Annotated in this window: 14 protein-coding genes and 1 tRNA gene; 13 read left to right on the top strand and 2 right to left on the bottom strand. The window is 66.8% G+C overall.

Features of this window, described 5'->3' with window-relative positions:
- Nucleotides 1–31: 31 nt before the first annotated feature.
- Nucleotides 32–1,135 carry a S1C family serine protease gene (locus ABCN56_RS15475; protein ID WP_343081721.1) on the top strand — a complete coding sequence of 368 codons (1,104 nt, stop codon included), beginning with the start codon at nt 32–34 and terminating at the stop codon, nt 1,133–1,135.
- Between the two features lie 5 nt (nt 1,136–1,140).
- Here ABCN56_RS15475 and ABCN56_RS15470 read toward each other — a convergent pair whose 3' ends face one another.
- Entirely contained in the window at nt 1,141–2,316 is a 1,176-nt protein-coding gene (locus ABCN56_RS15470; RefSeq protein WP_343081720.1) for a dipeptidase, read from the bottom strand.
- A 94-nt stretch (nt 2,317–2,410) separates the two neighbouring features.
- Here ABCN56_RS15470 and ABCN56_RS15465 point away from each other — a divergent pair, with 94 nt between their 5' ends.
- Nucleotides 2,411–3,373, top strand: a complete 963-nt coding sequence (locus ABCN56_RS15465) for a capsular polysaccharide export protein, LipB/KpsS family (protein WP_343081719.1) — start codon at nt 2,411–2,413, stop codon at nt 3,371–3,373.
- 34 nt (nt 3,374–3,407) lie between these two features.
- Here ABCN56_RS15465 and ABCN56_RS15460 read toward each other — a convergent pair whose 3' ends face one another.
- Complete coding sequence (locus tag ABCN56_RS15460; protein WP_343081718.1) at nt 3,408–5,237, bottom strand: M3 family oligoendopeptidase; 1,830 nt, start codon at nt 5,235–5,237, stop codon at nt 3,408–3,410.
- A gap of 143 nt (nt 5,238–5,380) precedes the next feature.
- On the opposite strand from ABCN56_RS15460, the gene hisD reads away from it, so the two are divergent.
- From hisD to ABCN56_RS15405, 11 genes are all read left to right on the top strand, one after another.
- Nucleotides 5,381–6,691, top strand: a complete 1,311-nt coding sequence (hisD, locus tag ABCN56_RS15455) for a histidinol dehydrogenase (protein ID WP_343081717.1) — start codon at nt 5,381–5,383, stop codon at nt 6,689–6,691.
- Nucleotides 6,691–7,170 carry a UPF0262 family protein gene (locus ABCN56_RS15450; protein WP_343081716.1) on the top strand — a complete coding sequence of 160 codons (480 nt, stop codon included), beginning with the start codon at nt 6,691–6,693 and terminating at the stop codon, nt 7,168–7,170. Before hisD ends, ABCN56_RS15450 begins: the two co-directional genes overlap by 1 nt.
- A 63-nt stretch (nt 7,171–7,233) precedes the next feature.
- Entirely contained in the window at nt 7,234–7,641 is a 408-nt protein-coding gene (locus tag ABCN56_RS15445) for an arsenate-mycothiol transferase ArsC (RefSeq protein ID WP_343081972.1), read from the top strand.
- Complete coding sequence (locus tag ABCN56_RS15440; protein WP_343081715.1) at nt 7,638–8,039, top strand: ketosteroid isomerase-related protein; 402 nt, start codon at nt 7,638–7,640, stop codon at nt 8,037–8,039. The genes ABCN56_RS15445 and ABCN56_RS15440 overlap by 4 nt, the downstream gene beginning before the upstream one ends.
- Nucleotides 8,036–8,623 (top strand): GNAT family N-acetyltransferase, encoded by a 588-nt coding sequence (locus ABCN56_RS15435; protein WP_343081714.1) that lies wholly within the window; start codon nt 8,036–8,038, stop codon nt 8,621–8,623. The genes ABCN56_RS15440 and ABCN56_RS15435 overlap by 4 nt, the downstream gene beginning before the upstream one ends.
- 32 nt (nt 8,624–8,655) lie before the next feature.
- On the top strand, nt 8,656–9,549 hold the full coding sequence (locus ABCN56_RS15430) for a carbon-nitrogen hydrolase family protein (RefSeq protein WP_343081971.1): 894 nt from the start codon (nt 8,656–8,658) through the stop codon (nt 9,547–9,549).
- Between the two features lie 71 nt (nt 9,550–9,620).
- A complete protein-coding gene (infA, locus tag ABCN56_RS15425; RefSeq protein ID WP_343081713.1) occupies nt 9,621–9,839 on the top strand; it encodes a translation initiation factor IF-1 in 219 nt (72 codons plus the stop codon).
- The gene (locus ABCN56_RS15420) at nt 9,799–10,425 is read left to right on the top strand and encodes a Maf family protein (RefSeq protein ID WP_343081712.1); all 627 of its coding nucleotides are present in this window, start codon (nt 9,799–9,801) and stop codon (nt 10,423–10,425) included. Before infA ends, ABCN56_RS15420 begins: the two co-directional genes overlap by 41 nt.
- Complete coding sequence (locus ABCN56_RS15415; RefSeq protein WP_343081711.1) at nt 10,422–11,480, top strand: ribonuclease E/G; 1,059 nt, start codon at nt 10,422–10,424, stop codon at nt 11,478–11,480. The genes ABCN56_RS15420 and ABCN56_RS15415 overlap by 4 nt, the downstream gene beginning before the upstream one ends.
- Entirely contained in the window at nt 11,477–11,653 is a 177-nt protein-coding gene (locus ABCN56_RS15410) for a DNA gyrase inhibitor YacG (RefSeq protein ID WP_343081710.1), read from the top strand. Before ABCN56_RS15415 ends, ABCN56_RS15410 begins: the two co-directional genes overlap by 4 nt.
- Before the next feature lie 147 nt (nt 11,654–11,800).
- A tRNA-Phe gene (locus ABCN56_RS15405) sits at nt 11,801–11,875 on the top strand.
- Nucleotides 11,876–11,948: the final 73 nt, after the last annotated feature.

Here is an 11,948-nt window from a genome sequence, read left to right as displayed (position 1 = left end):
CCGCGTCCGGCACCGGCAGGGAGGAGCTGGAATGGGTCTTGTCGGCTTTCTTCGGGCGGCCTTGGTCGCGACGGCGATCTTGTCGGCGGCCGGCAGCTTCGCTCATGCAAAGGTAGCGGACTGCGCCCGAAGCCCGGCACAGATCTTCGCCACGACGGGAAATTCGGTGGTCGAGATATTCTCGATCGCGATCAACCCTTTCCTCGTCAGCGACCGGATCATTCCGCGTGGCGGGTCGGGCTACGTCATGGAGGACGGCTACGTGATCACGAACTACCACGTGGTCGCGGATGCGAAGACGGTCGTCGTGACCTACGATGGGACCGGCGTCGAAGCTGAAGTCGTCGGCATCGACCCGACGCTCGATATCGCGGTTCTCCGGCCGTATTTCATGGCGCCTGACGCGAAGGCGATAAGGATGGCCGGCGACGCCGACATCATGATCGGCCAGACGGCCTACACGATCGGATTCCCTCTGGGCCTCGGAAAGACGATCTCGACCGGGATCGTGTCGGGTTACGGCCGCGTCCTGCCCATCACGACATCCAGCTGGCTTTCGCCCTTCGTGCAGACGGACGCCGCGATCAGCCCCGGCAGCTCCGGCGGTGCGCTGGTGGATTCCTGCGGGCGGCTTATCGGCATGATCACGATGGGCGTCGATCCGGGGCGGGGGGAAAACGTCGGTTTCGCCATCCCCGTCTCCGTTCTGAGGCCCGTGATCGACGAACTGATCCGGACGGGGAAGGTCGCGCGGCCATGGCATGGGCTCTACGGCCAGTTCGTGACGCCGCCCATCCTTCTGATGCTCGGCATTCCGGCCGAGGCATGGGAAGAGAACACCGGCTTCCTTGTCGAAACGGTGGAGCCCGGCAGCGCGGCGGACCGCGTCGGCCTCAGGGGCGGGTCATGGCCCGTGAACTGGGGCGGGACGCAGATCCTCCTCGGGGGCGAGATCATCACCCACGTCAACGACATTCGCATCGACAGCCTCGAAACCGCGCTCAACGTCGTGCGGTCGCTGAAGATCGGGGATATGGTTCACCTCGTCGGCGTAAGGGAAGCGGGCAGGTTCGAGGTCTCCGTCACGCTGGAGGAAAGGCCGCTTCTGCGCGAGGAGCTGGAACTCTACCGCTGAGCCAACTAGGACGCCGGGCCCTCCGGGAGGGCGCGTTCCAGGAAGCGGATCATGTTCCGGCCCATTACCTTGGCGATGGCGCTCTCTTCCAGCCCCTCGTCGATCAGCGCCTGGGTCAGGGCCGGCAGTTCCGAGACGTCGAAAGAGGTTTCGATCGCTCCGTCGAAGTCCGAACCGATCGAGACGTGATCCTCGCCCACGAGAGCGACGGCGGCGGCGATGGCGCGGGCCACGCCCTTCGGCGTCGCATCGCAGGTGACCTCTTCCCAGAAACCGATGCCGATGAGGCCGCCCTTCTCCGTGATCTCGCGCATCAGGTCGTCGGGGAAGTTCCGGTGGGTCGGGCAATGACCGTGGGTGCCCGTGTGACTGACGATCACCGGCACGTCGACCATCGCCAGAACTTCCCGCGCCATCTTCGGCGAGGCATGGGCGAGATCGATGATCATGCGCCTTTCGACCATGCGTTCGACGACCTGGCGGCCGAATTCCGTGAGCCCCCCGTCGCCCCCGGCCTCGCCGTGGAGCGAGGCGCCGAGTTCGTTGTCGAAGAAATGGGTGAGCCCCATCAGGCGGAAGCCAGCGTCATGCAGCCTGTCGAGATTCGCGATGTCGCCCGAAAGCGCATGGCCGCCCTCGGCACCGAGAATCGCGCCGATCACGGTGGAACCCGCATCCCGGTCGGCCAGGACCTGCGCGAGGTCGGCCCGGCTCCGGACCAGGCGCAGTTCGTCCGGCCGGTCGTCGGCGAGGGCCTTCAGCGCCGTGGCCTGCGCGAGCGCTCGCTCGGTCAGGTCGAACCAGCTTTCGAGCGGGCGCAGCTGCGCGATCGAGAGAAGCGTGATGTCGTCGCGCGCGTCGGACGGGTTCGTGTCGTAATTGAGGCCCGCCGGGCTCTTCGTGACGGTAGTGAAGACCTGCACGGCGACGTTGCCTTCACGCAGCCGGGGAAGGTCGACATGACCGACGGAGGAACGCTGCGCGAGGTCGCGGTCCCACAGGAGGCTGTCGGCGTGCCAGTCGCCGATGATCAGGCGGGCGTGCATCGCCCGGGCTGCCGGGCTGACCGGCCAGGGATCGTGGGAAACCACCCGGTTCTGGACCTTCTCGACGATTCTCGGCCCGAACAGGAAGAAGCCCACGAGGCCAACAGCGAGGATCAGGAGCAGGATCAGGCGCATTCGGGTCTCCCTTTTCGGAAGCCTAGATCAGCGCGGCGCTCCGGCAAAGCCCGCAGATCATTGCGGAGTTCGGGGCGAGGCGGCAAGAAGGGGCATGGCGAAGGCGCGTATCATCATCCACCTGCCCGGCTCGGTCATCCTGGGCGCGGAGCCCTTGAAGCAGTTCTACCGCTCGCTGCGCGAAGGGCTGATCGCGCGCGGCGCGCGCGTCGAGTTCGCGATCCACGACCGGGCGACCCTGCCCGGAGAAGTCGAGGCGGACGAGGACTTCCACATCGTGGATCACGGCAACCTGCGCCACCCACGGGTGCTGAACACCGGCATCGCGTATGTCTACCCGTTCTGGCATCTCGATCCGTGGGGCATCAGGGCGGGATCTTCCATCGAGGCGAAGGAGTTTGATCCGCAGGCCATCGACACGGAAGCGGCGGCTGAGTTCATGGAGAAGCTCCGGCGGAGGCAGGTCCAGAAGCGCGCCTCGCGCTATCCGCAGCCGGAAGAGCGTGTGGCCTTCCCGGAGGGGTGTATCGCCGTCTTCCTCCAGAGCGAGGCGCATCGGCAGGTGGAAGAGACCTGCCATCTCGACCGGGCGACTATGGTGGAGGCGCTGCTGGCGCGGGACGATTCCCGGCCGATCGTGGTGAAGATCCATCCGCGCGACACGAGCGCCGGGACGCGGGACTGGCTGGGCGCGCTCGCCGCGCGGGACGGGCGCGTGATCGTGACCGAGGCCAATATTCACGACATCCTCGCCTCCGCCGCGGTGACGGTGACGATCAACTCGGCAGTCGGGATCGAGAGCATGATCCACGAGGTGCCGGTGGTGCTGTGCGGGCGGGCGGACTTTCACCACGCGGCGATCACGGTGGAACGGGCGGAGGACTTGGATGCCGCGATCATGGCGGCGGAACGGGGAGAATGGGACTTCCCCCGCTACCTCTACTGGTATTTCCGGCTGAACTGCGTCGGCTCGGGCAGCGGGACGCTGATCGACGACGTGCTGGCGCGGATATCTGCGACCGGGTTCGACACGGGGCGGTTCGGGTTGTCCTCGTGAGGCAACGGGGCTCCACGAGGACTGTTCCGGGCGCCTAGTCTTCCATCGCCTCAAGCTCGTCGATGAGGCCCGCGATCATGCCGAGGCCCTTGTCCCAGAACTTGGGGTCGGTCGCGTCGAGGCCGAAGGGTGCGAGAAGCTCCTTGTGGTGCTTCGATCCGCCTGCCTTCAGCATCTCGAAGTACTTGTCCTCGAAGCCCGGCAGCCCTTCCTCGTAGACGGCGTAAAGCGCGTTCACGAGGCCGTCGCCGAAGGCGTAGGCGTAGACGTAGAAGGGCGAGTGGACGAAGTGGGGGATGTAGGACCAGAAGGTCTCATACCCCTCCATGAATTCGAAGGCGTCGCCGAGGCTTTCGCCCTGCACGCTCATCCAGAGAGCGTTGATGTCGTCGGGCGTGAGTTCCCCCTGCTCGCGGCGCGCGGCGTGCAGCTTGCACTCGAAGTCGTAGAAGGCGATCTGGCGGACGACAGTGTTGATCATATCCTCGACCTTGCCGGCAAGGAGTGTCTTCTTCTCCTTCGCGTCCTTGGCATTCGCGAGGAGGCGGCGGAAGGTCAGCATCTCGCCGAAGACGGAGGCGGTTTCGGCGAGCGTGAGCGGCGTCGATGACAGAAGCTCCCCCTGGCCCGCGGCGAGGACCTGGTGGACGCCGTGGCCGAGTTCGTGGGCGAGCGTCATCACATCGCGCGGTTTGCCGAGGTAGTTGAGCATCACGTAGGGATGGACCTCGGTCACGGTCGGATGCGCGAAGGCGCCCGGCGCCTTGCCTGGCTTCACGCCCGCGTCGATCCAGCCCTTGTCGAAGAAGGGCTCCGCGAGCTTCGCCATTTCGGGGGCGAAGTCGGCATAGGCGCCCATGACGGTCTCGCGCGCCTCATCCCACTTGACGGCGCGGCTCACCTCGATCGGCAGGGGCGCGTTGCGGTCCCAGACCTGGAGCTTGTCGAGGCCCATCCACCTGGCCTTCAGCCGGTAATAGCGGTGCGACAGGCGCGGATAGGCGGCAGTGACCGCCGCACGCAGCGCCTCCACCACCTCCGGCTCGACGTGGTTCGACAGGTGCCGGGCGTGCTGCGGCGTCGGCATCTTGCGCCAGCGGTCCTCGATCTCCTTCTCCTTCGCCAGCGTGTTGTGGACGCGGGCGAAGAGCTTGACGTTCTCGCCGAAGACCTGAGCGAGTGCGCGCGCGGCGGCCTCGCGGCGCGGGCGTTCCTGTTCGGAGAGAAGGTTGAGCGTCGCCTCGAGGCTCAGGGGCTCCTCCTCGCCCGCGACGGTGAAGGTCAGCGCCGCCATCGTCTCGTCGAAGAGCTTGTTCCAGGCGGAGGCGCCGACGGTGGACTGGTCGTGCAGGAAGCGTTCCAGTTCGTCCGAAAGCTGGTGCGGCTTCAGCGCGCGCATGCGGTCGAAGACTGGCTTGTAGCGGCCGATCTCGGCGTTCGCGCCAAAGAGCGCGTCGTAGGCGTCGTCCTCGATCCGGTTGAATTCGAGGCTGAAGAAGACGAGGGGCGTCGTGAAGTCCGTCACCTTGTCCTGGCAGTCGGACATGAACTTCGCCCGCGCCGCGTCGACCGTGTTCTGGTAATAGCGAAGCCCCGCGTAGGACATGATCCGCCCGGCAATCGTCTCGATCCGCTCGTAGGCGCGGATGCAGGCAAGCATGGCGTCGGCGTCGAGGCTCGCAAGCTTGCCTTGATAGGTCGCGGCGAAGTCGGCGCAGGCCTTGCCGAGCCAGTCCATGTCGCGCTTCAGTTCCGGCGCGTCCGGCGCCGCGTAGAGGTCCGTCAGGTCCCAGTCCGGGAGCTGGCCGAGCCCCCCGGCAGAGATGTCGGCATCGAAGACGGGGCGGGCGAACGGACGGCGCATCGGGAACCTCTTTTCTATCTTCCGGTCACAGATAGGCGCGGGGGTGGGGCGAAGGCAAGGCAAAGGCGGCCGCCCTGAGCGCAGCGCCGCTTGAGGAGTGGCTGCGGGGAGGTTAAGTGGGGTCTGAAATCTGGAGTCCGCCGATGCCCGTCACGCTTTCCACCACCGAGCCCGGCTTCGAGGCCGGCTTCCGCACGCTTCTCGCGCAGAAACGCGAGGACGCGCCGGACGTGGATGCCGCCGTCGCCGCGATCATTGCCGACGTGCGGGAACGGGGCGATGCGGCGGTGATCGAACTGACCCGGAAATTCGACCGGCTGGAGCTGACGCCCGACCGGCTCGCCTTCACCGAGGCGGAGATCGACGCGGCCTGCGCCGAGGTGTCGGAAGAGGAACGCGACGCGCTCGAACTCGCGGCGGAGCGGATCCGGGCCTATCACATCCGCCAGATGCCGGAGGACGCGCGCTGGACCGATCCCGATGGTGCGACGCTCGGGTGGCGCTGGACGCCGGTCGCCTCGGCGGGGCTCTACGTGCCCGGCGGGCTCGCCTCCTATCCCTCGTCGGTGCTGATGAACGCGATCCCGGCAAAGGCCGCGGGCGTCGGGCGGCTGGTGATCTGCGCACCGACGCCGGGCGGCGTGGCCAATCCGCTGGTGCTTATGGCGGCGCGGATCGCGGGGGTCGAGACGGTCTACCGGATCGGCGGCGCGCAGGCGGTCGCTGCGATGGCCTACGGGACCGAGACGATAGCGGCGGTGGACAAGATCACTGGCCCCGGGAACGCCTACGTGGCTGCGGCGAAGCGGCGGGTCTTCGGCAAGGTCGGCATCGACATGATCGCGGGGCCGTCCGAGATCCTCGTCATCGCGGACAAGGACAACGATCCGGACTGGATCGCGCTCGACCTGCTTTCGCAGGCCGAACATGACGAGAGCGCGCAGTCGATCCTGATCACCGACGACGCGGCCTTCGGGCAGGCGGTAGCGGCGGCGGTCGAGAAGCGGCTCGAGACGCTGGAACGGCGCAAGATCGCCGGAGAAAGCTGGCGCGCGCATGGCGCGGTGATCGTCGTGCGGGACCTCGCCGAGGCGGTGGAGCTGGCCGACCGCATCGCACCCGAGCACCTGGAGCTCTGCGTGGCCGACCCCGAGGCGCTGGCCGCCAGGATCAGCCACGCGGGCGCGATGTTCCTTGGAGCCTTCACGCCGGAGGCGATCGGTGATTACGTCGGCGGGCCGAACCACGTCCTGCCCACGGCGCGGTCGGCGCGGTTTTCCTCGGGTTTGTCGGTCCTCGATTTCGTGAAGCGCACGACGATCGCGAAGATGACGCCCGGGGCGCTCAGGGCGATTGGCCCGGCCGCGGAACGGCTGGCGAAGTCGGAGAGCCTCGAGGCGCATGGCCTGTCGGTCCGCGCGAGGCTCGACCGGCTGAACGAAGGAGGCGCGTGATGTCGCGGATATCGAAGATCGAGATCGACGACAGCGGCCTGCCGCCGCCGACGCCCGAGATCGAGCAGGAACGGAAGGTCGCGATCTTCGACCTTCTGGAGGACAACACCTTCTCCATCCCTCCGCGCGGCGAGGGTCCCGCGCCTGACGGGCCCTTCAACCTGGCGCTGTCGATCCGCGACGGGCGGCTCGTCTTCGACACAACGACCGAGGCGGGCGACAAGGTGGCGGAGTTCCACCTGTCGCTCGGGCCGTTCCGGCAGGTCGTGAAAGATTATTTCCAGATCTGCGAAAGCTACTTCGACGCGGTGAAGCGGCTGCCGCCGAGCCAGATCGAGGCGATCGACATGGCGCGGCGGGGCATCCACAACGAGGGCGCCCGCGTCCTTCAGGAACGGCTGGAGGGCAAGGCGGACCTCGACATCGATACGGCCCGTCGCCTCTTCACGCTCATCTGCGTTCTGCATTTCGGGGGCTGAGGATTGGGCAAACTCCCCCACTCGGTGCTCTTCTGCTGCGACCACAATGCGATCCGCTCGCCCATGGCCGAGGGGATAATGAAGAAGTTGTACGGGCGGGATTGCTACGTCCAGTCCGTGGGGGTGAAAAGCGATCTGGAGATCGACGGATTCGCCGTCGCCGTCTGCCAGGAGATCGGCGTGGAGCTTTCGCGCCACCGGGCGCGCAGCTTCGACGAGATGGAGGAATGGGGGGACGACCTGTCGGCCTTCGATCTTGTGATCGCGCTTTCGCCCGCAAGCCAGCGGCGCGCCCTGGAACTCACGCGGTTCTTCCACCTCGAAGTGGAATACTGGCCGATCCTCGATCCGACAGGCATCGGTGACGGGCGCGATACGAAATTGGCCGCTTACAGGAAAACGCGCGACCAGATCCGCGACAAGATGTTCGAGCGGTTCGGTCCGCCATTAGAGGAAGAGGAACAAGAATGACGGCAAAGGATGTGATCGCGGCCTATTTCACGGCGTTCAACGCGGGCGACGTGGACGGCATGCTGGCGCTTCTGGATACGGATGTGGAGCATCACGTGAACGAGGGCGGCATCAGGCGCGGCAAGATCGCCTTCGCCGAGTTCTGCGCCCACATGAACCACTGCTACAAGGAATTCCTGACCGACATCGTGGTCTTCGGCAGCGAGGACAACACGCGCGGTGCGGCGGAGTTCGTGGTGAACGGAACCTACCTCAAGACGGACTCCGGCCTGCCGGAGGCCAATGGCCAGAAATACGTCCTGCCGGCCGGATCGTTCTTCACCCTGAAGGACGGGAAGATCTCGCGCGTCACGACCTACTACAACCTCAAGGACTGGGTCCGGCAGGTCTCTGCATGAGCCTTGAGGTCCTTCCTCTGACCGGCGAAGCGCTGGAGGCGGCGCTCGACGACGTCGCGCGCCTGCGGATCGCCGTGTTCCGGGACTGGCCCTATCTTTATGACGGCGACCTGAACTACGAGCGGCGCTATCTGAAGACCTACCGCAACTCGCCCCAGGCGATCGTCGTGGGCGCCTTCGACGGCGCGCGGCTGGTCGGCGCGGCGACGGGCACGCCAATGGAAGAACACGCCGAGGAATTCGCGGCCCCGTTCGAGGCGACGGGGCTCGACCTCAACGGGATCTTCTATTGTGCGGAGTCCGTTCTCCTGCCGGAGTATCGGGGGCGCGGCCTCGGCCATGCCTTCTTCGATGCGCGCGAGGCTCATGCGCGGTCGCTCGGGCGCCGCCATTCGGCCTTCTGCTCGGTGATCCGGCCTGCGGATCACCCGGCGCGGCCGAAGGAATACCGTCCGCTCGACGCCTTCTGGGAAAAGCGCGGATACCGCAAGCTGACCGGCGTGGTGGCGGAGTATTCGTGGCGGGACGTCGGCGAAGACGCGGAAACGAAGAAGCCTCTGCAGTTCTGGATCCGAGAGCTTTGAAGGCCGGCCAGGTCCGGAGGGGAATGATGCCGATCAAACTTGCAGCCGCTGCCTATCCGCTCGACTGGTTCGAGGATTGGGCCGCCTACGAGGCCAAGATCTCCGCCTGGGTTGCCGAGGCCGCGGCGGCGGGGGCCGATATCCTCGTCTTCCCCGAATACGGGGCGATGGAGCTTTCCTCGCTCGGCGGACCGAACGTCGCGGCCGACCTGGAAGGTGCGCTGCGCGAGGTGTCGCGGCACCGCCCGGCGATGGAGGCCCTGCACGCGAGGCTCGCCGCCCGGCACGGGGTGCACATCCTGGCGGCCTCGGGACCCGTCTTCTCAGGCGAGCGGCCGGTGAACCGCGCGAGTCTTTTCGGCCCCTCGGGCCTGATCGGGCATCAGGACAAGGCGATCATGACCCGCTTCGAGCGGGAGGACTGGGACGTCGTGCCGGGCAATGGCTTGACGGTCTTCGAAACCGAGCTTGGCCGCGTCGGCGTTCTCATCTGCTACGACAGCGAGTTCCCGCTTCTCGGCCGCGCGCTGGCCGAGGCGGGATGCGAGATCCTGCTGGTTCCTTCGGCGACCGAAACCCTCGCTGGCTTCACCCGAGTCCGCGTCGGGGCGATGGCGCGCGCGCTGGAGAACCAGTGCCCCGCCGTGCAATCGCCGGTGATCGGCGTCGCCGACTGGTGCGCCGGGATGGAAGAGAACACCGGCCGCGCCGCGATCTACGGTCCGCCCGACAGGGGCTGGCCGCCGACGGGAATCCTCGCCGAGGGCGATATGGCCGTTCCGGGCTGGACCTATGCCGAGGTGACGCTCGACGCGGTGCGCGAAGTGCGCGACGACGGCGGCGTTCTCAACTTCCGGCACTGGGCGGAGCAGGAAGACCGGCTTTCGGTCAGCATTTGCAGGGCGGAAGCCCCACAAACCGCTTGAAAATGCACCGCGTCGGGCGCATTTAAGGCACGCCCGCGCGCTTTTGGCGGGTAACCTCTAATGGAGCGACCATGGCCAAGGAAGAAGGACTCGAATTTCCGGGCGTCGTGAAGGAACTCCTGCCGAATGCGACGTTCAGGGTCGAGCTGGAAAACGGCCATGAGATCATCGCAACGATGGCAGGGAAGATGCGGAAGAACCGCATCCGCGTTCTTGCCGGCGACAAGGTGCAGGTGGAGATGACGCCCTATGACCTCTCCAAGGGGCGTATCAATTACCGTTTCAAGTAACCGACCGCGCCTCGTTCTCGGATCGGCCAGCCCGCGCAGGAGAGAGCTTCTGGCGCAGCTGGGGATCGTCGCGGACGACGTGCGCGCCCCCGACATCGACGAGGACCCGAGGAAGGGCGAACTTCCCCGGCCCTATTGCGCGCGGATGGCGGCCGAAAAGGCCCGCGCCGTGCCCGCCGGGCCCGAGGAGATCGTGCTTTGCGCCGACACCACGGTGGCGCTTGGCCGCCGGATCCTCGGGAAGCCCGCCAATTCAGGCGAAGCGGCGGAGTTTCTTGTCGGCCTCTCGGGCCGTCGCCACCGCGTCATCACGGCCGTGGCCGTGCGGCGCGGCGAACGGCTTTGGGAACGCGTCGTCGAGACGGTTGTGAAGGTGAAGCCCCTCTCGGACGAGGAGATCAACGCGTATCTCGCCTCGGGCGAGTGGGAGGGGAAGGCCGGGGGCTACGGGATCCAGGGGGTCTTCGGGGCCTTCATTCCTTGGATCCAGGGTTCCTACACTGCCGTCATGGGCCTGCCTGTGGCCGAGGCGGCAAATTTGTTGCAGGCTGCGGGCTATCCTGTCTTCGGAGGGCATGACCAATGAAGGGCCGGTTGATCGTTCTGGGCGAAGTGCGGGGCCGCGAGGCGGCGGGGCTCATCGTGGACGGGCGGCTGGAGGATCTTCTGGTCGCGGGCCCCGAAGACTTCGCGCCAGCGCCGGGGGCCATCTACCGCGCGGTCGTCGATCGCCAGGTCAAGGGGCAGGGCGGGGTCTTCCTGAAACTTCCCGAGGGCGGCAAGGCCTTCCTGCGCGAAACTTCGGGCCTTGCGCCGGGCCAGCCGGTGCTGGTGCAGGTCTCTGGCGCCGCCGAACCGGGCAAGGCGACGCCGGTTACGACACGCCTTCTCTTCAAGTCGCGCCTCGCGATTGTCACGCCGGGCGCGCCGGGAACGAACGTCTCGCGCCGGATCAAGGACGCCGACGAACGCGCGCGGCTCGAGGCCGTTGCGGCGGGGGCGATGGATGGCGCGGCGGAGGACCTCGGGCTGATCCTGCGTTCGGCCGCGGAGGGTGTGGACGAGGCCGACCTCGTCGAGGATATCGCCACGATGCGCGACCTCGCGGAACAGGTGCTCGAGGATGTGAAGGGCGCGCCAGAGCTTCTGGTCGACGGGGCCGGCCCGCACGAGACCGCCTGGCGCGACTGGTCCGACCCTGCGCCCGACGCTGTCGAAGAGGGTCCGCGGGTTGCCGAGGCCGCAGGGCTCGACGAGATGGTCGAGATGATCTTGCGGCCGGAAGTGGAGCTGCCCGGCGGTGGGCGCATGACGATCGAGCCGACGCGCGCGCTTGTCGCCGTCGATGTGAACACGGGCGCGGACACCTCGCCCGCCGCGAGCCTCAAGGCGAACATCGCCGCGGCGCGGGACCTGCCGCGTCAGCTCAGGCTCCGGGGGCTTGGCGGCATGGTGACGGTCGATTTCGCGCCGATGCCGAAGCGCGACCGCGCGACGCTGGAACAGCAGCTGCGCGCCGCCTTCAAGGGCGAATCAGCCGAGACGAGCCTCGCCGGATGGACGCCGCTCGGAAACTTCGAACTTCAGCGCAAACGCGACCGGATGCCGCTCGCTGAGGCGCTGAGAGGAACGACGCCGTGACCTGCCCGATCTGCAAGAAGCCCTCGGACCCGAAGTACCGGCCCTTCTGCTCCAAGCGCTGCGCAGACATCGATCTCGGCCGCTGGCTCACCGGCGCCTACGTGATTCCGGGCGACGAGGACGAGAGCGCGGAAGAAGAACGCCCGCGCCCGGACACTTCCCTCCCGCACTGAAGACAGGTTTGTCAAATACCTCGTTCGGGCGCTATTGACTTCGCTCCGGGGCTATTTCATACGGTGCGGGCTCGATTCACCCGGCACCCCAGCCGATCCGGATCGGGCCAAACGCGCGGCGCTGATACCCCATCGCCGCCATGGTGCGCCCGGGTAGCTCAGGGGTAGAGCAGTGGATTGAAAATCCTCGTGTCGGTGGTTCGATTCCGCCCCCGGGCACCACTTAAAATATTGACTTAAAAAGATAATTTTACTTTGCCGCTATGAGCGGCCGAAGCCTTTTGTTCTTTGGGTA

Origin of the sequence: Ostreiculturibacter nitratireducens, assembly GCF_032670585.1 — a bacterium.
GTDB classification, from domain to species: Bacteria; Pseudomonadota; Alphaproteobacteria; order Rhodobacterales; family Rhodobacteraceae; genus Ostreiculturibacter; species Ostreiculturibacter nitratireducens.
Note: the sequence above shows the minus strand (reverse complement) of the source record. Positions and strands in the feature narration are given on the sequence as shown.

What these genes read in the sequence shown, in the direction of transcription:
- ABCN56_RS15435 (WP_343081714.1), top strand. Translation starts at nt 8,036, where the DNA reads ATGAGCCTTGAGGTCCTTCCTCTGACCGGCGAAGCGCTGGAGGCGGCG.
- ABCN56_RS15465 (WP_343081719.1), top strand. Translation starts at nt 2,411, where the DNA reads ATGGCGAAGGCGCGTATCATCATCCACCTGCCCGGCTCGGTCATCCTG.
- ABCN56_RS15415 (WP_343081711.1), top strand. Translation starts at nt 10,422, where the DNA reads ATGAAGGGCCGGTTGATCGTTCTGGGCGAAGTGCGGGGCCGCGAGGCG.
- hisD (WP_343081717.1), top strand. Translation starts at nt 5,381, where the DNA reads ATGCCCGTCACGCTTTCCACCACCGAGCCCGGCTTCGAGGCCGGCTTC.
- ABCN56_RS15440 (WP_343081715.1), top strand. Translation starts at nt 7,638, where the DNA reads ATGACGGCAAAGGATGTGATCGCGGCCTATTTCACGGCGTTCAACGCG.
- infA (WP_343081713.1), top strand. Translation starts at nt 9,621, where the DNA reads ATGGCCAAGGAAGAAGGACTCGAATTTCCGGGCGTCGTGAAGGAACTC.
- ABCN56_RS15460 (WP_343081718.1), bottom strand. Translation starts at nt 5,237, where the DNA reads ATGCGCCGTCCGTTCGCCCGCCCCGTCTTCGATGCCGACATCTCTGCC.
- ABCN56_RS15420 (WP_343081712.1), top strand. Translation starts at nt 9,799, where the DNA reads ATGACCTCTCCAAGGGGCGTATCAATTACCGTTTCAAGTAACCGACCG.
- ABCN56_RS15475 (WP_343081721.1), top strand. Translation starts at nt 32, where the DNA reads ATGGGTCTTGTCGGCTTTCTTCGGGCGGCCTTGGTCGCGACGGCGATC.
- ABCN56_RS15445 (WP_343081972.1), top strand. Translation starts at nt 7,234, where the DNA reads ATGGCCGAGGGGATAATGAAGAAGTTGTACGGGCGGGATTGCTACGTC.
- ABCN56_RS15450 (WP_343081716.1), top strand. Translation starts at nt 6,691, where the DNA reads ATGTCGCGGATATCGAAGATCGAGATCGACGACAGCGGCCTGCCGCCG.
- ABCN56_RS15470 (WP_343081720.1), bottom strand. Translation starts at nt 2,316, where the DNA reads ATGCGCCTGATCCTGCTCCTGATCCTCGCTGTTGGCCTCGTGGGCTTC.